The organism is Ruegeria sp. AF7, from assembly GCF_056541885.1.
The window spans coordinates 635,957-658,723 of record NZ_JBQFYX010000001.1; the positions used below are offsets into that span (position 1 = coordinate 635,957).

Here is a 22,767-nt window from a genome sequence, read left to right on the forward strand (position 1 = left end):
ATCAGAACCGGGCCTGAATGGTCAGGTCAAAGTTCTGCTCCTTGTCGAACGTTTCCTTTTTCAGAGCTTTCGAGAAGTTGAACTGCAAAGGTCCAAACGGCGTTTCCCACAAGACCGAGATGCCGATTACGTGACGAATGGACCCGTCTGCACCAACGATATTTGCCCCTGCAGTGTTCACATCGTTGATGTTGTAAAGGTTTCCAACGTCATAGAACAGACCGCCCCGCAGGCCCAGCTCCTCGGGCAGCCCCAAGGGGAAATCGGTTTCAAAACGCGCGACCCAGTAATAGTTGCCGCCGATGGCATCATCCTGGCCGTTGGACAAATCACGCGGGCCAAGACCTGCAGGCTCAAAGCCGCGGAAGGTACTGGGCCCTAACACAAATCGGTCAACTGCACGGCTGAAACCATTACCAGACCAATTCAGTGCGCCAAGTTCCAGAGTTGCACGCAGAACAACCTCTTCGTTCCAGACCCGTGTTTGAGCAATCCCGCGCGCGGTGGTTTTGAAGTATTTGTTATCGCCGCCAAGGCCTGCCGCATCGACGCCCACTTCGAACAGAACACCCGAGTTCGGGTTCAGACCACCAATACGGCTGTCATAGATGTAGGATAGTCCCAGCGAGCTGGACGTCCGTTTTCCCTGCGCGATCTCGGACGCAATCACCGCTCCGCTGGTCTGATTACTCTGCTGTGTCATTTCGCTGCGGTCCCAGCCGTAGCGCAGCCGAAGAGCAGACAGTTCCCCAATTGCGTAGGTCAACTGAGGTCTAAAAAACAACGAGCTCGTGTCGTAACTTGCAAAGCCCGAATTGGTTGCCGACAGACCCAGTCCAAGGTCGAAACGAAGCTTGCGGCCAAGCAGATAGGGTTCGGTGAAGTTAATGGTGTACTGTTCCGAATCCTGCGCTGTTGACAGCGACACGCCAAGATTCTGACCACGCCCCAGGAAGTTTGCCTCGTTCAGGCCGATTGCAATCCCAAAACCGTCTGTGACCGAGTAGCTGCCGCCCAGGCTGAGCGAACCTGTAGGTTGTTCTTCAACATCCACATCCAGAATGACTTGGCTGGGGGACGACCCTTCCCGAGGTTCGACCTCGGCAACGGCAAAGAACCCGAGCGCATTGATGCGTTCCGCGGCCTGACGGATTTCACGCGGGTTGAAGGGGTCACCTTCTACAGTGTCGAACTGGCGGCGGATCACACGGTCCAGCGTGGTGGTGTTGCCTTCGATATCGATCCGCTCGACAAAGATCCGCGGACCCTTCGTCAGAACAAATTCGATATCCAGAGTAAGGTCGCGGTCATTGCGCGTCACACGTGGTTCCACCCGCAGGAAGTCAACACCCTGTTTCAGGCCAAGACGTTCCTGCCGCGCGATCGAGTTTTCCACCAGCGTCGGCGTATAGGTCACGCCAGGTTTGATTTTCAGCGCATCCTGATACGGTGCCGCATCAACACCAGGAATTTCGCTAACCGTCGTGATCCTTCCAAACGAGAATTTTTGGCCTTCGGTGACGTTCATAACCAGAAAGAACGCATCCCGCTCTCGGGTAAACTCGACGTTGGCGCTGTTCACACGGAAATCGATATAGCCCCGCGACAGGTAGAAATCGCGAATGACCTGTTTGTCGAATTCGATGCGGTCGCCGATAAACGTGTCGTTGCGGAAGAATGTCCGCAGGAACGTTGCCTGTTTGGTTTCCAGAATCCGGCGCAGCCTCCGGTCCGAAAAGGCGCGGTTGCCGACAAAGCTGACGCGCTCGACCTCAATGGTCGTGCCTTCTGCCACTTCAAAAACCAGATCAACGCGATTATCGCTACGACGGATGATGCGGGGAATAACAGTTGCCGCGACGCGACCCTGCGCCGAATACACTTCGGCAATGGTATCAGCGTCCGCTTCGGCCGCCTGAGGTGTAAAGACCCGGCGTGGTTGCGATGAGATCACATCCAAAAGAACATCGTCTTTGACGCGAGCATTCCCTTCGATGCTGATCTGGTTGATCGTTGGGTATTCCTGAACCTGAATGGCCAGAGTCGTGCCGCGCGGCGTCAGTTCAACTGTCTCAAATACACCACTGTCAAGCAAACGCTGATAGGCATCGTTAAGCTGCCCGGCAGTTACAGTCTGGCCCGGTTCGATTCCGGTCCGAGCGATAATTGTTCCGGTTTCGATCCGGCGGTTCCCCTCAACATCAAACGAGTTGATCGTGTAGCTTTGCGCCGATGCCGCATGTGGAAACGCCAGTAAACTTACCGCAACAAAAAGGAAAAAAACCGTTAGCGCCTGCCACAAAATATTGTTTGTTGGCTTATGCCCCCCGCAGGATGTGCCTGCGTCTCGCCTGTCAGTCATTTTATGCTCTACCCAGAATTTTGAGACTTTAATGCTGAGTAACGGGATTGAATGAGCTTGTCAAAAGGCGATATCGAAGCAGTCAGGCTGACAGCCACGCGACAACAGGCCTACGATTTTCCGAAGAATCACATTCCCGCCAGATAAGCGGCTCCAGCCATTGCCAACGCTGTAACGGCAAAACTCAGCATAACGTCCCAGTTCAACATGAAGAGGAAGCTAAAGCTTTGATACGATTTTTTCAGCGTTTTGGACATGACTGTTCCCTTTAGACGGGAATACTGTAACGTCGAAATATGGCGGGAATGCGGCTGGAATTTGCTCCAGCCGCCACATTCAGCAGAACAGGTCGTTGCTGACCGAAAACAGCATCAGCGTCAGGATGATCGCAATTCCAATGCCCATGAGCACACGCAACGCTCGGTCGCTGGGTGGTTTCCCCGCAATGGCCTCGTAGGCGTAGAAAACCAGATGCCCGCCATCCAATGCAGGAATGGGAAACAGGTTCAACAACCCGACCGCCGTCGACAGGACAGCGATGAAAAAGATAAAGTTCTGCGCCCCCTGGCTGGCCATTGCCCCCGAGGTTTCGGCAATTCCGATTGGCCCTGAGATGTTGCAGGTACTGATTGCGCCCGTCACCATGTGCCACATGCCAGACAAGGACCCTTCAATGATGCGACCAGTCTGGATGACACCGCCCCTAAAGGAATCGAAAAGCCCAGCCGGTACGGTTGCTGGCTCCAGCATCATGCCACCGACGATTCCGATGCGCCAATGCGTGACAAAGCCACCATCAGGCTGGGGCTCGTCCGTGCGCCGCGGCGCAAGGGCAAATTCCAACTCGGACCCATCCCGCCAGACCTCAAGCAGTAAGACGCGACCGTCCGATCCTTCGACATGATCCTTTAGCTGATCGAAGGCAAAGATCGGTTCACCGTTGACCGAGGTGATGACGTCCCCTTGCTTTAGCTGGATATCCATCGCCGCGCTGCGCGGGGCAACCTGACGGATCAGCGGCGGGAACATCCAAGGGGCCTGAACCTCAAGGGGTTCACCATCCCGGATCACAGAATAATCCAGAACCGGCTGAACAGGCAGGTCGTCGATGAACTCCTTCCATGCGCCTTCTTCGTCATAGTCCGGCGTAGGACGACCGGCGATAGCCGTGATCACATCGCCTTCGCGTAACTCCTGCACGGTGCCTGGCAAAGGCTGCAACGCGCCAACAGTCAGGGGTTCGCGCGAAACGCCCTGCGACCAGAAGATCAGGCCAAAAACGAGAATTGACATGGCAAAGTTAAAGGCCGGGCCAGCGGCGACAGTGGCGGCTCGTGCCCATAGCGGGGCACCATGCATGGTGCGGCGCAACTCCTCAGGACTTTGGGTCGCGATGTCTTCCATCGCTTCTTCATCCTTGCCCGAGGCCGCATTGGCATCGCCCAGAAACTTCACGTATCCACCAAAAGGCAACGCCGCGATCTGCCACTTGGTTCCGCGCTTATCCTTGCGGCTCCAGAGCACCGGCCCAAACCCGAGCGAGAAGACTTCGGCATGGATACCCGACCACCGGCCCACAATGTAATGGCCATATTCATGCACGGCAACAATGACCGACAGCGCAATAACAAAGGCAACAATCGTCCACAGCAGATTGCCGAATTGCGGGATCAGGGAAAGTACGTCCAAAATTCTATCCTGCTCGTTCCATCACAGTGTTATCGACCCACTGACGTGCCAGATGGTCGGTTTGCTGTACGTTATCAAGTGTCATCGGGGCATCAATAAGGCCACCCGTTGCGTCAAATCTGTCCAATACCGCCGAGACAGTATCGGCCATATCCAGAAAACCGATCCGGTGCGCAATGAAGTGATCCAGCGCGCGTTCCTTGGCGGCGTTGAAAACTGCTCCGGCCAGCCCACCACGCTCCATCACGTCCCAGGCAAGTTTAAGGGCTGGATAGCGTGTCAGATCCGGTTCGTTAAAGCGCAGCTGTCCCAGCTTAGTCAGGTCCAGCCGTTGAACCGGCAACTCCTGCCTGTCCGGCCAGTGCAACGCATACCCAATGGCGTGGCGCATATCGGGGGCACCCATGTGTGCCATCATCGCGCCATCACAAAACCCGACCATTGCATGGACAATGGATTCGGGATGAACCAAAACTTCGATTTGATCCGGGGAAACTCCGAAATACTCTTTTGTCTCTATGACTTCCAATGCCTTGTTGAACATCGAGGCACTGTCGATCGTGATCCGCTGGCCCATATCCCAATTCGGATGGCTGGACGCTTGTTCAACGGTGGCGTTTGCCAAATCCTTCAGCGGCCAGTCCCGGAATGCTCCGCCGCTTGCCGTGATAATCACGCGTTCGACCGCGTCGATATCTTCGCCAACCAGCGCCTGAAACACCGCCGAATGTTCACTGTCGACCGGAAGCAAACGCGCGCCATGGTTTCTTGCAGTGTCCAGAACCAATGATCCGGCGCAGACCAGTGTTTCCTTGTTGGCCAAGGCCAGTGTCGTCCCTTGTTTCAGGGCTTCGATCCCAGGCGCAAGGCCCGCTGCTCCGACGATAGCCGACATCACCCAATCCGCCGGACGCGCGGCAGCTTCGTCGATCGCACGCGCTCCGGCCGCCACTTCGACCCCACTGCCCGCCAAGGCGGCGCGCAGGTCCTCCAACTTGTCTTTATGCGCCGTGACAGCCAGATCAGCGCGCAACCGACGAGCGTCATCGGCAAGTTGTCGAATATTCGCGCCGCCGGTAAGCGCCACCACATCATAATCTTCGGGATTACGCGAAATCAGATCAAGCGTGTTTTGCCCGATCGAACCCGTGGCCCCAAGAACGGAAATCCGGCGCATTACATCTCACCCGGCGTGTACAGAAGCCCTGCAATCAGAACAAACACCGCGGCCCCCATCATGCCGTCAAACCGATCCAGAAAACCGCCATGACCCGGGATCAGGTTCGAGCTGTCCTTGACCCCGAACTTACGTTTGATCGCGCTTTCGATTATGTCACCCGCCTGACTGGCCATTGATGCGAAAACGGAAACAACAACAAAGGCAAATCCGAAACCCGCGTGGCTTGCGAAGGCGATACCGACACAGGCTGCGGCAGCCCATCCGCCCGCCGTTCCCGACCATGTTTTCTTGGGGCTGACCTTTGGCCAGAACTTGGGACCACCGACCATTTTACCCACAAAATAGCCCGCCACATCGGTGGCAACCACCACCGCAATCAGCCAGACCATCCAGCCAAAACCCGAGTTTTCGCGAATGGAAATGAAACCCAGCCCAGCCGCAACAATCCAGATCGCGAACATGCCGTACAAGGTTTTCGAGCGGCTGATCTGTCCCATACCCACCAAAGCCGGCGCAAGCACGACAGGGAGCGTGTACAGCGCTGGCAGGTGGTAGCTGAGGATAACGGCAAACGCAGTCAGAACGCCCAACTGGACGGCCACACCCTGGCTTTCAGGGTCGATCATCCGAACCAGTTCCCAGGTCATCAGGCCACAAGCAGCCGCAATGAAGACCTCGAACCAGAGACCACCAAGCCAGACTTCAATGGCCCCTATCGCAACCAGAACGGCGGCAGAAAGGACCCGGCTCGTCAGATCAGACCACCGGCCATCACTCATGCCAGAACCGCCCCGTAACGGCGTTCTCTGGCCCCGTAGTTGCGACAAAGCCTTTCGAGTTCCGCCGCGGTGAAATCCGGCCACAAGGTATCTATGAATTCGTACTCGGAATAGGCGGACTGCCACAGCAGAAAGTTCGAAATCCGTGCTTCGCCACTGGTCCGAATGACAAGGTCAGGATCCGGAAGAACGCGTGTATCCAGATACTTAGGTAACGTTTCTTCATCCACATCCTCGGGTTTAAGCCGCCCGTCGGCCACATCCCGCGCAAGGCGCTTGGTGGCGCGCGCCACCTCGTCCCGACCGCCATAGTTCAGTGCGACTGTCAGATGAACAAGGTCGTTGTCCTTGGTTTCTTCTTCCAGTGAATCCATCAATTCGGTCAGTTTCGAATCCAACCGTACCCGATCGCCAATGAACCGTACCCGGATGCCATTATCCGCCAGGGTCCGTGTCTCCTTGATGATGTAGCGCCGAAACAGGCTCATTAACCCGGCCACCTCAACCTGCGTTCGCTTCCAATTCTCAGTCGAGAATGCAAACACTGTCAGGTACTTGATCCCCAGATGCGGGCAGGCCTCGACAACCTCGCGAACACGCCGCGCTCCGGCATGGTGCCCAAACAGCCTTGGGCGACCACGCGCCTGTGCCCAGCGGCCATTGCCATCCATGATGATAGCGACATGGCGCGGGCCGCAGACCGGATCGGTTTGGGGATCTTTCGGCATCAGACCAGATCAGACCTGCATGATTTCAGTTTGCTTGGTTTCAAGCGCTGTATCGACTGCCTTGATCATCGCATCCGTCAGATCCTGCACTTCGCTTTCCCACAGCTTCTGATCGTCTTCAGACATACCGTCCGCCTTTGCCTTTTTGATCTGATCCATGCCATCCCGGCGCACATTGCGGATCGCGATCCGGGCGCTTTCCGCATATTGGCCAGCGACCTTGCCCAGTTCACGGCGACGCTCTTCGTTCAACTCGGGAATCGGCAGCATGATGATGGTGCCGTTCAGCTGCGGGTTGATGCCCAGTCCGCTTTCGCGAATGGCTTTTTCAACCTTCCCGACCAATGACTTATCCCACACATTTATAGTGACCATGCGCGGCTCTGGCACGTTGACGGTGCCCACCTGGTTGATCGGTGTCATCGAACCATATGCGTCGACCATGACAGGTTCCAGCATCGAGGCCGATGCGCGCCCGGTTCTCAGCGAGGCAAATTCGGTTCTCAGATTGACCATTGCGCCATCCATGCGGCGTTTCAGGTCATCGGTGTCCAGTTCGAAGTCGTCAGACATGCTGCTCACTCCCCGTATTCAGGTACTCTTTGGATGGGTCTTACGCCATCACATTTGGGATGTATAGCAATCATGAGGCGGTTTTGTACCAATGGCCAGAGGTGTTGCGATCATTTTGTACCAAACGCGCCTCCCCCAAACCCGACCCGGCGCATCAGGTCAGGTTTGGGTCGTCCTCTGCGCTCAGGTATTTACATCGACAACAACGCGCCCTTTGACCTGCCCTTTCAGGATATCGGCACCCAATTGCGGAAGGTCGGACAAAGCCGCCGGTTGAATCATGGCCTCAAGCTTTTCCATCGGCAGGTCGGTCGCGATCCTTTGCCAGGCACGAACCCGGTTTTCATAAGGCTGCATCACACTGTCGATGCCAAGAAGGTTCACACCGCGCAGCAGGAAGGGAATCACCGTTGTAGGCAGCGCCGCGCCACCCGCCAGACCCACGGCCGCGACCGAACAGCCGTATTTCATTTGCCCAAGCAAACGCGCCAGCATCGCGCCGCCCACGGCATCCACGCAGCCAGCCCAGGTTTCACTTTCCAACGGGCGCTTGGTTGTCTCATTCAGCTCATCGCGAGGCACTATTGTCGTTGCACCAAGCGATTTCAGGTAATCGCCGGTTTCAGGTCGCCCGGTCACGGCGGCCACCTGATAGCCGAGATGACCCAGAATGGCTGTTGCCACCGAACCGACACCACCGGCCGCCCCGGTTACCAGAACCGGGCCGCGATCGGGGGTCAGCCCGTGATCCTCCAACGCCATCACGGCCAGCATCGCGGTAAACCCGGCAGTCCCAACAGCCATCGCCAGCCGGGCGTCAAGCCCATCCGGTAGAGGCACAAGCCAGTCCGCTTTGGCACTGGCTTTCTGCGAATAACCACCCCAGTGCGCTTCACCTACCCGCCACCCGGTCAGAACGACCTTGTCACCGGGCTTGTAACGCGCGTCGGAAGATGCCTCGACGGTACCGGCATAATCAATTCCGGGGACATGCGGATACGCCCGCACCAAACCGCCCCCCTTGGGGGACAGACACAGACCGTCCTTGTAGTTCACTGTGGAATATTCAACCGCGACCGTGACGTCGCCATGGGGCAGATCATCCAGCGTGAGCTGCCTGACCGACGCGCTCGCCAAACCGCTTTCTTCGTCCTTGTCCATCATAAGTGCATTGAACATCTCTCAATTCCTTTCGTGTTTCTGTAGCCGGCCCGTTGCTTCACCTGGCCCTAAATATCCCGGGGGAGTCGCGCAGCGACGGGGGCAGCGCCCCCAAAACCCCCCTTTAAATCCAGAAATGCGACTGCACGGTCGCGCGGCGCATCCCATCTGGCGTTTCCACGTCCAGCTCTGTTCCCGCATCCCAATGGCTCAGGCGTACCATGCCAATGGCTACGTTGGTGTTGAAATCGGGTGACCACGCGGCCGAGGTCACCTGCCCCACACGCTTGCCGTCGCCGTAAAGGTCCCATGGACGGTCGCAGCCAGGCACCGGATCGCCCGCAATGGCGATGGGGCGGATTTGCTGAACGGGCCCCTCCTTGGCCACACGCAGCAACGCGTCCCTGCCGATACAGCCAATCGCGGTATGTGTGTTGCAGAACTTGCCCAGACTGCACTCATGCGGGGTGTTGTCGTCGGTCATGTCATTGCCATAGGACAGCAGACCGCCTTCAATCCGTTCGATCAGGTTCGGGCATCCGGCGCGCACCTGCAAATCTTCCCCTGCCGCAAACAGAGCGTTCCACAGGGGCATGCCGATATCGCTGCCTTCCACATAAATCTCGAACCCGCCCTGTTTGGAATAACCGGATCGCGCCACAGCCAGATCGCGACCTTCAAACTGGAACATATCGAATTTGAAGAACCGGATGTCGCGCACCCGGTCGCCAAAGACACGCGCCATCAGATCGTCAGCTTTGGGACCCTGAACAGCAAGAGGTGACACATCCGGTTCGTCCACCAGCACATCCAGACGATATCCAACGGCGATTCCCTTGACCCACAACAACAGATCGCTGTCAGCGATTGAAATCCACCAGCGGTCTTCGGACAGTTTTACCGCAACCGGGTCATTCAGCATACCGCCGGTTTCATCCACGATGGGGACATAGAAACATTGCCCCGGCAGCATTCCCCGCAAATCGCGCGGGGTCAGCATCTGCATCAGGCGCGCGGCGTCCGGTCCGCGCAGCTCGATCTGCCGCTCGCACGCGACATCCCAGACCTGCACATGGGATTTCAGATGCCGGTAATCGGCTTCGACGCTTTCGAAGACCGTGGGCAACAGCATACGATTATAAACCGTGTACCCCTTGACCCCTGCGGCCTCGACCCCGTCTGAAAACGGTGTGCGCCGCAACCGGCGAGAGGCGGAAATCTGCGGCATTCAAACCTCCTTGGGCATAAAGACGATATCGCTGACGGGCGCTTGCGACCCAACTTCGGTCAGCATCTTGCGCATTTGACCCCGGTGGTGGGTCTGATGGTTGAAGAAATGGATCACATAGTTTTCGTAAGGCATTGTGACATCGACCTCTTTTACGACTAAGCAACAGGAGATTGGCCCGATAAACAGGTCAGTTCCTGATGCGACAGCTAATGCAGAAACTCGGCCAACTGCGAGTTTTGCCAGTGTTTTTGGCGCGCCACATCTTGCGCAAACGCGCCTGTGATCATCATTTGGGCCCGTGCCAATCAATCGGGCAAATCTCAGCGGACTTGCCGCCAAAATCCCAAACGCGACCGTAGTCGCGCACTTTCGATTTGGTGCCGCGCGCCACGATGATGTCCGGTCCCATCCAGTATTTTGAGTTTGAAACCATCACGGGATGCTCGGGGTCTTTGCCCGCCAACATCTCGATCTCACCCTGAATCTTGCGACCGATCATGATGCGGCGTTTGGTGCCGTCGCGCTCGATCTGAACCGGCGCCCGTTCGGCCCCGATGATTTCGCTGACGAGCATGGTGAACAGACCGGTGGTACCGCCCGCCTGCCCGCTGAAGATTTGCAGCAACCCGTTATAGGCTTTGCCGCTGGCGCGATCATCGACGTAAGCCGCCACTTTCCACTGGCCTTCACCCATCCGGCCGGGAATATCTACAAGCAGGCCGACATTCAGACCTGACAGGTCCTCGCCCTCATAATGGCCCTCATCAACGATAATACCCATCCAGGCATGGCAATGCCCTTCGGTCGGAGGGTGCGCGCCCAGTGAAACGACGCAGGGACAGAACACATCACACGAGCAGTTCAGGATCAACTCACCCTTGATGGCCCAGTCCGTCGGACTCATCTCGCGCCGTTTGGGATTGGGCATCCGGCTGTCGATGCGTTGGCTGACGGGCAACCGGTCGGCGTCTGGTTTTCTGTTCTTAGCCATTGGCTTATCCTCCGTAGCTAATTGGATAAACGAGCAGAACAAGACCGCCCGCAATCAGCGCAAACCCCATTGGCCGGGTCACAGCATGCCCGATCTGGGGAAGTTTCTCCAATACCATGAACAGGGTCGTAAGACCCATCCACAACAGGCTCATGACGCCGCCCACAAATCCCAGCGCCATGAAACCCCAGCAGCATCCGACGCAGAAGGCACCAAGGCCCAGCCCCATGCGCACACCGCCCGCAAATCCGGTTTTCCAATGGCCCAGGAAATAGGTCATTGGGGCGTGGCACACGCCATGGCAGACCTCTTTGACGCGCGAGAACTGAAACGCGCCAACCGCGATCATCAACCCGCCCGCAACCCAGCCGGATCTGGCAATGCCCAGCATGTCGATCACACCACCAAACAGCAAAGCCAGTTGCGTTCCCGCGATCACAGCCGCAAATCCGACCCAGACCAAGGAATACCCTGCAAGCACACCCAGCCACCCGGCACGGGTGCCATTGGCGCTTTGGATCAGGTCGTCATAGCTGCGCAGGGTCGGAACAAGCGTTGGCAGCATCATGGCCGCCATCATGATCGCCCACATCCAGAACAGCGTGCCAAACTCGGCCATGGGCATGTACATGTCCATGCGCGGGTCCATCGCAGCCATCGCCTGCCCCATGGGCCCCGGACGACCGATCAGGTCAAGATCCATGTCGCGGCCCATCGCGAACATGACCCACCATCCCCACAGGATCAGGACATAAAAGCCCAGCCACATTCCGCTGCGTAGCCAAGTACGACTCACTTCGGCCTCCCGACTCAACTCTCTTGCTTTTCAAATGTCAGACTTTTAAATGTCAGACAAATAAAAATTTGCTCAGGGTCTTCTGAACATGAAAACCGCGCCTCGGAAAACCGCCGACCTGTCTGCCCAGATTGCACATGCCATCCGGGACGCGATTGTCTCAGGCGAGTTGATCGTGGATGCGCGCCTACCCTCGGAAGCGGAACTTTCCGAGCAATTTCAAGTCTCGCGCCCAACTGTGCGTGAGGCTTTGAAACGACTGGCGGCGCAATCCCTGATCCGCACGCAGCGTGGCGCAACCGGAGGTGCGTTCGTAAACCGTCTGAGTTTCGAAGATGCCTATTCGCAGCAGATCACGACCTCGACCCTGCTGCTGTCGATGAACGCGGTCAGCTTTGATACGGCCTGCGAGGCCCGCTATGCGCTGGAACGGGCCTGTGCCCCCCTGTCTGCCCAACGACGAACGGCGGATCAGCTTGCCACGATGCGGGCGGAAATCTTTCGCCAGTCCCAGCCCGGTCTGACGGATGAGGCGTTTTGTGCCTCAGACGTCACCTTTCACAGGGCCCTGGTAGACGGGGCCGACAACCCGGTCCTGTCCTATCAACTGGCTGGCGCGGTCGAGGCGATGCAACCTTTGATGAACATGATTACCTTCACAGCTCGGTCGCGCGAAGAAATCATCGCATTGCACACCAGAATTGCGGACGCGCTTGAAGCCAGAGACGCAGATATTGTCGACACGGCGTTGGTCGACCTGGAGCATTACACACAGCAACTGGCCCACGATGTGGCCGTACGCAAACGCAAACCGGCCTGAAGGCTTAAACGGAAACATACTTTCAAAGGCAGAGGTACGAGCAGGCAGAATGTCATCCGGCGCCAAGACCGGAACTCTCAATAAGAATTGAATGACAATGATTTACGGGAGGACGTTATGAACAAAAGACCGGACCCAACCTTTTATCCGTCGGCCAAGCTGGCGATGGAAGGCCCCGCTGAAACGCTTGCATTCACGCTGATGCTCAGCCCCGATTTTTCGCAACCTGACGGGCTGGCAGTTGTGAATGTCGATCCGACCTCGGCCGATTTCGGGAAGATCGTGCATCAGGTGATCATGCCCGAAAAAGGCGACGAGTTTCACCATTTCGGTTGGAATGCCTGTTCCTCGTCGCTTTCCCCGCTCAGCGGTCATGCGTTTCTGGAACGTCGCTATCTGATCATCCCAGGTATCCGGTCGAGCCGGATATACATCATCGATGTAAAGAACCCGCTTGAGGCGAAGATTCACAAGATCATCGAGCCCGAGGAAGTCTTTGACAAAACCGGGTATTCACGACCACACACGATCCATTGCGGGCCGGAAGGCATCTATGTGAGCACGCTGGGCGGCGGCGGTGAGGACGGCACGGATGGCCCTCCGGGTATTTTCATCATGGATTGTGAAACCTTCGAGATCATCGGGCGCTATGAGATCGAGCGCGGCGTGCAGGACAAGCACTATGATTTCTGGTGGAATCTGCCGCGCGATTACATGGTCAGTTCCGAATGGGGCCTTCCCCCGCAATTTGAAAACGGGCTGGTGGCCGAGGATCTGCTTTCGAACAAATACGGTCACCGCATCCATTTCTGGAACCTGCGCAACCGGACCAATATCCAAACCATCGATCTGGGCGAAAACCACCAGATGGCGCTGGAAATCCGGCCCGCGCATGACCCGGTCAAACAATACGGGTTCTGTGGTGTTGTCGTCGATACCACCAACCTGCAAGGCGCAATCTTTACGTGGTGGCGCAATGAAGATGGCACGTTCGAAGCCAAGAAAACGATCACCATCGACCCGCAACCCGCTGATCCAGATGATCTTCCTGAACTTCTGAAGGGGTTTGCCGCCGTACCACCACTGGTCACCGATATCGACCTGAGCCTGGATGACAAATACCTTTATGTCGCTTGCTGGGGCACCGGCGAGATGCATCAATATGATGTATCCGATCCGATGAACCCGACCCTTGCCGGGAAAGTTGAAATCGGAGGTATTGTAAAAAAGACCAAACATCCGAACGGACAGACCTTTGGCTATGGGCCACAAATGGTCGAGATCAGCCGCGATGGTAAACGCGTTTATTGGACCAATTCACTTTATTCCACGTGGGACGATCAGTTCTATCCCGAAGAAGGCGGCGCGGCCATGGTCAAGGCCGATGTCGGCGAGAATGGCGGGCTGGTTTTGGACCCGAAGTTCTGGGTTGATTTCCCCAAAGGATATCGCAGCCACCAAATCCGGCTGGAGGGTGGAGATTGTTCAACCGACAGTTTCTGTTACCCTTCGGTCTGAATTGGAGATCCTGATGACATCAACGGCTGGCCTTTGGCTGGCCGTTGTTCTAAGCGGCGCGTATCACGGGCTGAACCCCGGGATGGGCTGGCCGCTGGCGGTTTCCTCGGCCCTGATGGAGCAGCGCCAATCCGCCCTCTGGCGCGCGCTGGCAGCTTTGGCAGGTGGACATTTCATTGCCATGCTGGGTGTCCTTCTGCCTTTTGCGCTGATGGCCGTTCTGGTCGATTATCAACGGGAAATCCGCATCGGGGCTGCGTTGATTGTCATCGCGATGGGGCTATACATTGCGATCACCCGCCGTCATCCCCGTTTTCTGTCGCGCATACCGCCCAGCAAACTGGCGCTGTGGTCGTTTCTGGTGGCGCTTGCCCACGGGGCCGCCCTTATGCTGGTTCCGATCTATCTTGGTCTGTGCCAGCTGGATGAACTGGATGCCGGTCATCAGGCGATCTCCAAAATCATGACAACAAACGGTCTGCTGGTTCTGGGAGTTGCGGCCTTGCACACCGCCGCCATGGTTCTGGGCGGAGGGTTTCTGGCCTTCGCTGTTTATCGTTGGCTGGGGCTGCGTTTCCTGTCCCGCAGCTGGTTCAACCTTGAACTCATCTGGGCGCTCAGCCTTGTTTTAGTTGGTCTTTTGGGGCTGTGGTCGGCGGTTTAATCGCTTTCCTTTGGGCCGCAACACACTATCCTCAGGTGCTGATATTACAATTCAATGAGGCCCGGATGATCACGACCCTGAATGTCATTGCCGCGTTGCTGACAATCGGTTTTGGCCTGTTCGGCTTTCTGGCGCCAGTTCATACCGCCAACGCGCTGGATCTGGCACCCACCAACAGCACCATGGGTCTGAGCGAGCTGCGCGCTTCGGTCGGAGGGCTGTTTGTGGTCTCGGGCATTGCTGTCATCTGGCTGAATGCTCCGATGGCCTACACGATGCTGGGCATAGTCTATGCGGGTGCCGCATTGGGCCGCTTCCTGTCACTGGCGCTGGATAACCCGCCTTTTGTGAAGGCAGCAACCTTTGGTGGAATCGAACTGGTGCTGGCGATATGGTTGATCGCCGCCAACTTCAACAGGGACGCGTAACACTTTGTAATTAAAGCTAACAAAGATGTGCATTCCGGGTTTGCATCCGCAGCTCTCCTCACCTATATATGAGGTGTCCTTCGGGACTATGGACATAAACGCGCTCGTAATAAGCGGATCGGACCCGGGGGCGGTACCCGGCGGCTCCACCAAAATCCTTCGTTTGAGGATCACGGGGCCGAAACAGGATCGACGAACGTCTAAAGGGGTAAGCTTTGTCTCGGCTGTCTGCCACCGTTACCGGCGAAAACAGTACAATTGCAAACGACAATCGTGCTCCGGTTGCAGTTGCTGCGTAAGCAGTAACAAGACCGAAACTTAAGTCCTTGCGCCTAGCCGCGTAAGGCGGGGTTCGCAGGTACCTGGCAACAGAAACCTGCACTTCCCCCCAATATGTCTAAGATTTACGCCGCCTTTGCGCAGATTCAGAGTTTGTTCATTCCTTTTTGCCATCGTGTTCGCAGTTGGACAGGAGCGTTGGGATGACGAATTCAGAGATACTCAGATCCTGGTATTCTGAGGTTTGGGAAAACGGAAACACCGAGGCGATCGATCAGTTCTTTGCGCCAGAAACCATGGCCGAGGGGCTGATCCCCGAAATGCAGGTGGGTGCGGACGATTTTCGGGATCTCGTCACGGCGTTTCGCCATGTCTTGGGGGATATCAAGGTGGATTTGCCCAAGATCATCGAGAATGGCGATTGGGTATCCGCAATCCTGCATGTGCAGACGTGCCGGGCCGATAATGGTGCCCCTTTGGAGGTGACCGGTCAGGTCATGGCCCGGTTCAAAAACAATAAGATGGTCGAAGCGTATAATCATTTCGATTTCATCTCGTTTTTTGAAGAGATGGGTCAGTTTCCTGCCGACACCCTTCCGGTGTGCATGACCGGTCAGAGGCTCGACTGGGCCTGACGGTTCAAACCGTAAACTTGACCCCCTACGTTCTTGCGCGGTAGCACTGATGCAGGGGGTCAGCTTGCGAACACCCCGTGAGGCGTCAGCCCAAGCTTCGCATGGATCCGAATGACTAAAGGAGACATGCTATGGCTGCCCTTAACGCCATCACACCAACCCAATTGAGCCGATTGATCGGAACGCCTCAGGTACCCGTTCTGATCGACATACGCACCGACGCGGATTTCAGTGAGGACCCGCGGCTGATACCGGGATCAACTCGCTTACCGCACACGGAAATCGACGCAATAAGCCGTCTGATTGGCAACGACCCTTGTGTAATTATTTGCCACAAGGGCAAAAAGCTCAGCCAGGGGGTGGCGTCCTGGCTGCGCGGGATGGGCAAAAACGCCGAACATCTGGAAGGCGGGTTTGAAGGGTGGCACGAGCAGCGCGAGGCGCCGTTGATCCCACAGTCGATTCTGCCGGCGCCCATTAATGGCAGCACATTGTGGGTTACGCGCCAAAGGCCCAAAATTGATCGTATCGCCTGCCCCTGGCTGATCCGCCGGTTTGTTGACCGCAATGCACGGTTCCTTTTCGTCGCGTCGGAAGAAGTTCAGGGAGTCGTTGATCATTTTGATGCCACCCCCTTTGACGTTCCGAATGCATTTTGGACACATCAGGACAGCGGCTGCACATTTGACACGATGATCCGGGCATTTGACCTGCGAACCGAGGCGCTTGAGCGTATGGCCCGGATCATACGCGCTGCGGATACCGACCAGCACGATCTGGCCCCGGAAGCCGCTGGGTTGCTGGCGTTCTCGGTTGGTTTGTCCCGCCAGTATCGCGATGATCATGCTCAGCTTGAAGCTGGGTTGCACCTTTATGATGCCCTGTTCCGCTGGGCACGCGACGGATTTGATGAAAAGCATGACTGGCCATCGGGTCATGGCGCATGAAACCTTCGACACTGGACCTTTTCAAGGTATTCGGACGGATCGGCCTGTTGTCATTTGGGGGGCCCGCTGCCCAGATCTCGCTGATGCATCAGGAACTGGTCGAGCACAGGCCCTGGCTGGATGAACAGACCTATCTGCGCGCGCTTTCCTTGTGCATGTTGCTGCCCGGTCCCGAGGCAATGCAATTAGCAACCTACGCAGGCTGGCGTTTGCGCGGCGTCGCGGGCGGGCTGATTGCGGGCAGCCTGTTCGTGTTGCCGGGGGCGTTTGTCATTACTGTTCTGGTCGCGCTTTATTCAGCATTCGGCGACGTTCCACTGGTGCAATCCGCATTTACCGGCATCAAGGCGACCGTCATTGTGATCGTCCTGCAAGCCCTGCGCAAGCTGTCAGGTAAGGCGCTGACGGATACGGAGCATCGTGTCATCGCGGGTCTGTCGTTTCTGTCGATCTTTCTGTTCAACCTGCCCTTCCCCCTGATCATTTTGATCGCGGCCCTTTGGGGGTATTTGCGTTATAATGGACCCATCGGGAAAACCGCGGCTCAGGACACGCCGCACCTTGCCCGCTCGGCCCGGACGATAGCGATCTGGTTGCCGCTTTGGCTGGGGCCGCTTGTTGCGTTAACACTCAGCGGCCATCAATTGCTCAGCGATCTGGGGTGGTTCTTTGCCCGTCTGGCTGTTGTGACCTTTGGCGGCGCCTATGCCGTTCTGGCCTATATGTCGCAAACGGTTGTGGATCAGTATCACTGGATCAGTGCAGACCAGATGATTGACGGATTGGGTCTCGCAGAAACCACCCCCGGGCCATTGATACTGGTTACACAGTTTGTCGCCATGCTGGCGGGACAGATCAACGGTGGGTTCTCACTGGCGCTTGCTGCGGGCGCTGTTGCGCTATGGGCAACGTTTGTGCCCTGCTTTTTGTGGATTTTCCTGACGGCCCCTTACCTTGACCGTCTGGCCACACGTCCCCGCCTGTCTGCCGCCCTTCACGGTATCACCGCCGCTGTTGTCGGAGTGATTCTCAACCTTTCCGTGTGGTTTGCCCTGAATGTTCTTTTCGAATCGGTGCCAGATATGAATTTGGGTCCGGCGGCAATACCCGTGCCCCGACTGTCCTCGCTCGATATCCCGGCGCTTGCGTTAACCTTTATTGCTGGAATATTGATATTTAGACTAAAATTGGGGATCGGTACGGTGCTGGTTCTGATGTCAATGGCAGGGCTGGCTGCGCATAATATCTGATCAATCCGATCATACCTGCCCTTTCGTTTCCGAACAAAACCCCTATGCTGAGCTTAACCACTTTTGAGGATGACACATGTCGCAAGGCATCGACTATGGCAACCTGATGCACACCGCCATGCGCGGGCTTATCAAGACTGTGCTGACGGATGTATCGAAATCCGGTCTGCCCGGAGCGCATCACTTTTTCATTACCTTCGACACACGCGAAGATGGCGTGGACATCGCGGATTGGCTGCGCGACCGGTATCCGGAAGAAATGACAATCGTCATGCAGCACTGGTTTGAAAACCTCGAAGTCGGAGAGAACGGGTTCGCCATTACTCTCAATTTCGGGGACGCGCCGGAACCGCTCTATATTCCTTATGGCGCGATCAAGACCTTTGTCGATCCATCGGTGGAATTTGGACTGCGGTTCGAAAGCCCGGACGACGAAGATGAGGACGATTATGTTGCAGATGACTTGATCGAGGTCGAAGAGGAAGAAGAGGCACATCACGACGCCGATGTCGTGTCGCTGGACAGCTTCCGCAAATAAGCCTTTGAGCCCCGCCCGGCGCGGGGTTCAGCGTTTCATCAGAAATGTTTCGACTGATCGGGATTTCTGGCCGTCTATGAAGCGTGAAAATGACAGGTTCAGCCCGTCTTCGGCCAGGGTTCGGTCGAACTGCTGCAATTCATATCCGCCGTCAACGTCAATGAACAACGAAAACACCGTCAGCGTTTCGCCTTCGATACGCCCCCAGACGAAGGGTTCACCTTTCATCGGATCCAGCGGAACCTCATGACCGAACACGTTGCGTTTCATTGCGGCCGAAAATACATCCGGGCGGTCCGAGGGCACGAAGTCGATGGAAAACTGCTGTTCTTTTACCCGCCCGTCCAGCTTGTAGGTCGTGGTTTGCCAGCTGACGTTGAACCCGTTTTTGGTCTCGAAAATGGAAACGCTCATATCCCGCGGGGTTGAGGTTCCGTCCGCATCCACGACATTTGCCGAGCCCACATAATCCCCCAGGAACGGGGTAATGTCCGCGGCGCGCGCAGATGCGCCCAGAACAGACAGCCACAAAGCACAGACAGCAAATAACACGATCGCTTTTTCAAGCGTAATGCGATGGAAATTCGACATCTTGTCCTCCAAGGCGGCTACGAACCTATTGTAGCTGAGAGGGGGCCGCGCACAATGGCACATTCCCCGACGATAACAATAAAAGTGACGCACCCCGCGCCTATACCTTTGACGCCCTTGGGTTTAAGGTGCGCGCAACTGGCCGATTGCGTCACGGCTTGGCTGCGGCTAAACGGCATACAACAGCATACCAGACGGAGTGACAGATGTCTCAGACCCGCACCGAATCCGACAGCTTTGGCCCGCTCGAGGTTCCTGTCGACAAGTATTGGGGCGCGCAAACGCAGCGTTCGATCATGAACTTCCCGATCGGTTGGGAGAAACAGCCCATCGCCATTGTGCGTGCGCTGGGCGTGATCAAGCAAGCCTGCGCGATGGAGAACAAGGCGACCGGAAAACTGGATGCCAGGATTGCCGATGCCATCATTCAGGCCGCGGGTGAGGTGATCGAAGGCAAGTTTGACGACAACTTTCCGCTGGTCGTCTGGCAGACGGGTTCCGGCACCCAGTCGAACATGAACTCGAACGAGGTCATCGCGAACCGCGCCATCGAAATTCTGGGCGGTGTCATCGGTTCAAAAGACCCCGTGCATCCGAACGATCACTGCAACATGGGTCAGTCGTCGAATGACACCTTTCCCACCGCGATGCACATCGCCACAGCGATGAGTGTTCGTGACGTCCTTCTGCCTGGGCTGGAAAAGCTGGCCTCTGGTCTTGAGCAGAAGGCAGATGAGTTCAAGGACATCATCAAGATCGGCCGGACTCATACGCAGGATGCAACACCTCTGACACTGGGGCAGGAATTCAGTGGTTATGCCCACCAGATCCGTCAGGGGACTGCACGCGTTCACGCAGCGCTGCCCGGTATTTATGAGCTGGCGCAGGGTGGCACCGCCGTAGGCACCGGCCTGAACACCCAAAACGGTTGGGGCGAAGCTGTGGCGGGCCATATGGCGCAGATCACCGGCCTGCCCTTCGTGACCGCGCCGAACAAGTTCGAAGCGCTGGCCGCCCATGACGCCATGGTCTTTATGTCCGGGGCTTTGGCGACCATCGCGGGCAGCTGCTATAAGATCGCCAACGACATCCGTTTCCTGGGCTCTGGTCCGCGTTCGGGGCTTGGCGAACTGATCCTGCCCGAGAACGAGCCCGGCTCGTCCATCATGCCCGGCAAGGTGAACCCGACCCAGGCCGAGGCGCTGACACAGGTTGCTGCGCATGTGATGGGCAACAACGCCGCGATGAATTTTGCAGGCAGTCAGGGCCATTTCGAGCTGAACGTCTATAACCCGATGATGTCCTACAATCTGTTGCAATCCATCCAGTTGCTGGGCGACGCCGCCGACAGCTTTACCGAGCGGATGTTGCTGGGCATCAAGGCCAATGAGCCGCGCATCGACAAGCTGATGAAGGAATCGCTGATGCTGGTGACGGCGCTGGCCCCGACCATCGGCTATGACAACGCCACCACGGTCGCCAAGACCGCGCATAAGAACGGCACAACCCTCAAGGAAGAAGCCATTGCGCTGGGGTTTGTGGACGAGGCAACCTTTGATGCCGTTGTGCGCCCCGAACAGATGATCGGCCCGAAAGACTGATGGGCAAGCCGGTCAACCTGAACCGGTATCGAAAAGAAAAGGCGCGGGCCGAAAAGAAGGCCCGCGCAGATCAGAATGCCGTCGCCTTTGGGCGCACCAAGTCCGAGAAAACAATCGTCAAACTTCAGCAGGACAAGCAGAAGCGTGACCTTGACAATCACGAGCTGGATGAATGAGCGGTCGACCGGTAAAACGTTCATTGACCCTCAAGGGACACCGGACATCAGTCTCGCTTGAAGACGAATTCTGGCGGGCATTTCGCGATATTGCGAAAGAAAAAGATCAGCCAATCAATGCACTGGCCGCGCAAATTGATGTTGACCGCGACCCGGAAACCGGATTGGCCTCGGCTATTCGCGTGTTTATTCTGAACTGGTACCGAGACAAGGTTTAACGCTTGTCAGATCTTGGCTGTTGGGTATAACGTCCTCAAGGAACAAAAGGGGTACATTCATGGGTAACACGGTATTGGGACCTGACGGTCAACCTCGGTGTTCCTGGTGCCAGGCAGCGCCGGAATTCTTTGACTATCATGACAACGAATGGGGGTTTCCGGTCTCGGATGATCAGCGATTGTTCGAAAAACTGTGCCTGGAAAGTTTTCAATCGGGTCTTAGCTGGCGCACGATCCTGAACAAGCGCGAGAATTTCCGAGAAGCGTTTTACGGATTTGATTTCAACAAGATGGCTGAGTTCTCTGAAGCCGATGTTGAACGTCTGCTGCAAAATGATGGGATCATTCGCCACCGGGGCAAGATCGAGGCGGTGATCAACAACGCCCGCCGCGCGCAGGAACTGGTGGCGTCAGAAGGATCGCTGGCAGCCTATGTCTGGCGATATGAGGCGGAAACCCCGCCGCCCCCGCAATCGGCATCCACATCGCCCGAGTCGGTGGCTATGTCGAAGGACCTCAAGAAACGGGGCTGGAAGTTTGTTGGCCCCACGACGGTGTTTGCGTTCATGCAGGCCATGGGGCTGGTCAATGACCATGCCGAAGGCTGTATCAGCAGAAAAAAAGCGGCACAGTTGCGCCGCTTTTTCACGAAACCTGTCTGAGGATCAGACCGAGGCTTTGAAGATCTTGTCGATATTGCCGCCCAAAGCGGCGTTGAATTCGGCGTCCGACTGCTGTTTCGAGAGACCTTCGGTCAGTGCGCGCGAGAAAGACGCGATCATTTTGCCGTTCTGTTCCAACAGGTTGCAGGCCTCTTCGGTCGAATACCCGCCTGAAAGCGCGACAACGCGCAGAACACGCGGATGGTCGGCCAGTTCGTCATACAGGTTTGCCTGTGTCGGGATCGTCAGCTTCAGCATGACCTCCTGCCCTTCGGCCAGCTGGTCGAGGTTCTTCAGGATTTCAGCTTTCAGAATGTCCTCGGCCTCGGCCTTGGTTTCTGAATGAATGTTGACCTCCGGCTCGACGATTGGAACCATTCCGGCGTCAGTCACTTCACGGGCAACGTCGAATTGCTGGGCAACCACGGCCGCGATGCCTTCGGCATTGGCCTCGTGGATGACCGAACGTTCTTTGGTACCGAACACGCCTTCTGCCTTAGCCAGCGTGTCGGCCAGACCGGGGATCGGTTTCATCAACTGAACACCGTTGGCCTGATCCTCGAGGCCCTTGTCGATTTTCAGGAATGGCACGATGCCTTTGACTGACCAGAGGTAATCAGCGACCTTTCGGCCCTCGATCTCTTCCCCGAGGGTGCGTTCGAACAGGATCGCACCGATGACTTTGTCTTTGGTGAAGTCATTTGCCAGAATAATCCGCGCGCGCATCTTTTGAATTTCGCCGAACATTTCAGCGTCCGAGCTGTAGGTCGACGCATCAACGCCGTACAACGCCAGAGCTTTCGGGGTCGAGCCGCCGCTTTGATCCAATGCCGCGATAAAGCCTGCGCCGTTGATCATCTGCGCGCGCTGTTCTGCTTTGGCCATAATGTTTTCCCGTTCAATGATGATTCCGATGTCTTCCCCCGCATACATCACAGTCAGGACCGATG

At 56.7% G+C, this 22,767-nt stretch carries 26 protein-coding genes and 1 other RNA gene; 13 read left to right on the forward strand and 14 right to left on the reverse strand.

All coding sequences use genetic code 11. The features are described from left to right. Nucleotide 1: 1 nt before the first annotated feature. The 12 genes from bamA to ACR0AP_RS03265 form a co-directional block, all read right to left on the reverse strand. Complete coding sequence (gene bamA, locus ACR0AP_RS03210; RefSeq protein WP_480505243.1) at nucleotides 2-2,362, reverse strand: outer membrane protein assembly factor BamA; 2,361 nt, start codon at nucleotides 2,360-2,362, stop codon at nucleotides 2-4. A gap of 128 nt (nucleotides 2,363-2,490) precedes the next feature. Beyond that, the gene (locus ACR0AP_RS03215) at nucleotides 2,491-2,619 is read right to left on the reverse strand and encodes a hypothetical protein (RefSeq protein WP_267364732.1); all 129 of its coding nucleotides are present in this window, start codon (nucleotides 2,617-2,619) and stop codon (nucleotides 2,491-2,493) included. 79 nt (nucleotides 2,620-2,698) lie between these two features. Next, nucleotides 2,699-4,051: an RIP metalloprotease RseP gene (gene rseP / locus ACR0AP_RS03220; protein ID WP_480505245.1), complete on the reverse strand. Its 1,353-nt coding sequence runs from the start codon at nucleotides 4,049-4,051 to the stop codon at nucleotides 2,699-2,701. A 4-nt stretch (nucleotides 4,052-4,055) separates the two neighbouring features. Further along, complete coding sequence (dxr, locus tag ACR0AP_RS03225) at nucleotides 4,056-5,228, reverse strand: 1-deoxy-D-xylulose-5-phosphate reductoisomerase (protein ID WP_480505247.1); 1,173 nt, start codon at nucleotides 5,226-5,228, stop codon at nucleotides 4,056-4,058. Continuing rightward, nucleotides 5,228-6,010 carry a phosphatidate cytidylyltransferase gene (locus ACR0AP_RS03230; protein ID WP_480505248.1) on the reverse strand — a complete coding sequence of 261 codons (783 nt, stop codon included), beginning with the start codon at nucleotides 6,008-6,010 and terminating at the stop codon, nucleotides 5,228-5,230. Before ACR0AP_RS03230 ends, dxr begins: the two co-directional genes overlap by 1 nt. Further along, nucleotides 6,007-6,738 (reverse strand): isoprenyl transferase, encoded by a 732-nt coding sequence (locus ACR0AP_RS03235; protein WP_480505250.1) that lies wholly within the window; start codon nucleotides 6,736-6,738, stop codon nucleotides 6,007-6,009. Before ACR0AP_RS03235 ends, ACR0AP_RS03230 begins: the two co-directional genes overlap by 4 nt. A gap of 9 nt (nucleotides 6,739-6,747) precedes the next feature. Further along, the gene (gene frr, locus ACR0AP_RS03240) at nucleotides 6,748-7,311 is read right to left on the reverse strand and encodes a ribosome recycling factor (protein ID WP_209596181.1); all 564 of its coding nucleotides are present in this window, start codon (nucleotides 7,309-7,311) and stop codon (nucleotides 6,748-6,750) included. A 183-nt stretch (nucleotides 7,312-7,494) separates the two neighbouring features. Beyond that, nucleotides 7,495-8,490 carry an acryloyl-CoA reductase gene (gene acuI, locus ACR0AP_RS03245; protein WP_480505252.1) on the reverse strand — a complete coding sequence of 332 codons (996 nt, stop codon included), beginning with the start codon at nucleotides 8,488-8,490 and terminating at the stop codon, nucleotides 7,495-7,497. Nucleotides 8,491-8,596: 106 nt separating this feature from the next. After that, nucleotides 8,597-9,700 carry a dimethylsulfoniopropionate demethylase gene (locus ACR0AP_RS03250; protein WP_480505254.1) on the reverse strand — a complete coding sequence of 368 codons (1,104 nt, stop codon included), beginning with the start codon at nucleotides 9,698-9,700 and terminating at the stop codon, nucleotides 8,597-8,599. Further along, nucleotides 9,701-9,835, reverse strand: a complete 135-nt coding sequence (locus ACR0AP_RS03255) for a DinB family protein (RefSeq protein WP_480505256.1) — start codon at nucleotides 9,833-9,835, stop codon at nucleotides 9,701-9,703. It lies immediately after the preceding gene. Nucleotides 9,836-9,989: 154 nt separating this feature from the next. Further along, nucleotides 9,990-10,694 (reverse strand): DUF1326 domain-containing protein, encoded by a 705-nt coding sequence (locus ACR0AP_RS03260; RefSeq protein ID WP_480505258.1) that lies wholly within the window; start codon nucleotides 10,692-10,694, stop codon nucleotides 9,990-9,992. A 4-nt stretch (nucleotides 10,695-10,698) separates the two neighbouring features. Next, nucleotides 10,699-11,463 carry a DUF2182 domain-containing protein gene (locus ACR0AP_RS03265; RefSeq protein WP_480505811.1) on the reverse strand — a complete coding sequence of 255 codons (765 nt, stop codon included), beginning with the start codon at nucleotides 11,461-11,463 and terminating at the stop codon, nucleotides 10,699-10,701. 115 nt (nucleotides 11,464-11,578) lie between these two features. Between ACR0AP_RS03265 and ACR0AP_RS03270 the strand changes: the two genes are divergently transcribed. The 9 genes from ACR0AP_RS03270 (at nucleotide 11,579) to ACR0AP_RS03310 (ending at nucleotide 18,569) form a co-directional block, all read left to right on the forward strand. Next, entirely contained in the window at nucleotides 11,579-12,310 is a 732-nt protein-coding gene (locus ACR0AP_RS03270; RefSeq protein WP_480505260.1) for a FadR/GntR family transcriptional regulator, read from the forward strand. A gap of 117 nt (nucleotides 12,311-12,427) precedes the next feature. Then, entirely contained in the window at nucleotides 12,428-13,828 is a 1,401-nt protein-coding gene (locus tag ACR0AP_RS03275) for a selenium-binding protein SBP56-related protein (RefSeq protein WP_480505262.1), read from the forward strand. A gap of 13 nt (nucleotides 13,829-13,841) precedes the next feature. After that, nucleotides 13,842-14,492: a hypothetical protein gene (locus ACR0AP_RS03280; protein WP_267364371.1), complete on the forward strand. Its 651-nt coding sequence runs from the start codon at nucleotides 13,842-13,844 to the stop codon at nucleotides 14,490-14,492. A gap of 65 nt (nucleotides 14,493-14,557) precedes the next feature. Then, on the forward strand, nucleotides 14,558-14,920 hold the full coding sequence (locus tag ACR0AP_RS03285) for a DUF4345 family protein (protein ID WP_480505264.1): 363 nt from the start codon (nucleotides 14,558-14,560) through the stop codon (nucleotides 14,918-14,920). A 36-nt stretch (nucleotides 14,921-14,956) separates the two neighbouring features. Continuing rightward, nucleotides 14,957-15,303, forward strand: a transfer-messenger RNA (tmRNA) gene (ssrA, locus tag ACR0AP_RS03290). Nucleotides 15,304-15,402: 99 nt separating this feature from the next. Further along, entirely contained in the window at nucleotides 15,403-15,834 is a 432-nt protein-coding gene (locus tag ACR0AP_RS03295; protein WP_209503996.1) for an ester cyclase, read from the forward strand. 131 nt (nucleotides 15,835-15,965) lie between these two features. Continuing rightward, nucleotides 15,966-16,781, forward strand: a complete 816-nt coding sequence (locus ACR0AP_RS03300; protein ID WP_480505266.1) for a chromate resistance protein ChrB domain-containing protein — start codon at nucleotides 15,966-15,968, stop codon at nucleotides 16,779-16,781. Further along, the gene (gene chrA, locus ACR0AP_RS03305) at nucleotides 16,778-18,031 is read left to right on the forward strand and encodes a chromate efflux transporter (protein WP_480505268.1); all 1,254 of its coding nucleotides are present in this window, start codon (nucleotides 16,778-16,780) and stop codon (nucleotides 18,029-18,031) included. The genes ACR0AP_RS03300 and chrA overlap by 4 nt, the downstream gene beginning before the upstream one ends. Nucleotides 18,032-18,107: 76 nt before the next feature. Continuing rightward, on the forward strand, nucleotides 18,108-18,569 hold the full coding sequence (locus ACR0AP_RS03310) for an SspB family protein (protein WP_480505270.1): 462 nt from the start codon (nucleotides 18,108-18,110) through the stop codon (nucleotides 18,567-18,569). Nucleotides 18,570-18,596: 27 nt separating this feature from the next. On the opposite strand, the gene ACR0AP_RS03315 is transcribed toward ACR0AP_RS03310, so the two are convergent. Beyond that, entirely contained in the window at nucleotides 18,597-19,160 is a 564-nt protein-coding gene (locus ACR0AP_RS03315; RefSeq protein WP_480481056.1) for a hypothetical protein, read from the reverse strand. 206 nt (nucleotides 19,161-19,366) lie between these two features. Between ACR0AP_RS03315 and fumC the strand changes: the two genes are divergently transcribed. From fumC to ACR0AP_RS03335, 4 genes are read left to right on the forward strand one after another with little or no spacing between them, the layout of a single operon-like run. Beyond that, the gene (gene fumC, locus ACR0AP_RS03320) at nucleotides 19,367-20,761 is read left to right on the forward strand and encodes a class II fumarate hydratase (protein ID WP_480505272.1); all 1,395 of its coding nucleotides are present in this window, start codon (nucleotides 19,367-19,369) and stop codon (nucleotides 20,759-20,761) included. Further along, nucleotides 20,761-20,937: a DUF4169 family protein gene (locus tag ACR0AP_RS03325; RefSeq protein WP_267364384.1), complete on the forward strand. Its 177-nt coding sequence runs from the start codon at nucleotides 20,761-20,763 to the stop codon at nucleotides 20,935-20,937. Before fumC ends, ACR0AP_RS03325 begins: the two co-directional genes overlap by 1 nt. Beyond that, entirely contained in the window at nucleotides 20,934-21,155 is a 222-nt protein-coding gene (locus ACR0AP_RS03330) for a ribbon-helix-helix domain-containing protein (protein WP_209504003.1), read from the forward strand. The genes ACR0AP_RS03325 and ACR0AP_RS03330 overlap by 4 nt, the downstream gene beginning before the upstream one ends. 59 nt (nucleotides 21,156-21,214) lie before the next feature. Next, the gene (locus tag ACR0AP_RS03335; protein WP_480505274.1) at nucleotides 21,215-21,817 is read left to right on the forward strand and encodes a DNA-3-methyladenine glycosylase I; all 603 of its coding nucleotides are present in this window, start codon (nucleotides 21,215-21,217) and stop codon (nucleotides 21,815-21,817) included. 3 nt (nucleotides 21,818-21,820) lie between these two features. On the opposite strand, the gene ACR0AP_RS03340 is transcribed toward ACR0AP_RS03335, so the two are convergent. Beyond that, nucleotides 21,821-22,702 (reverse strand): fructose bisphosphate aldolase, encoded by an 882-nt coding sequence (locus ACR0AP_RS03340; protein WP_480505276.1) that lies wholly within the window; start codon nucleotides 22,700-22,702, stop codon nucleotides 21,821-21,823. Nucleotides 22,703-22,767: the final 65 nt, after the last annotated feature.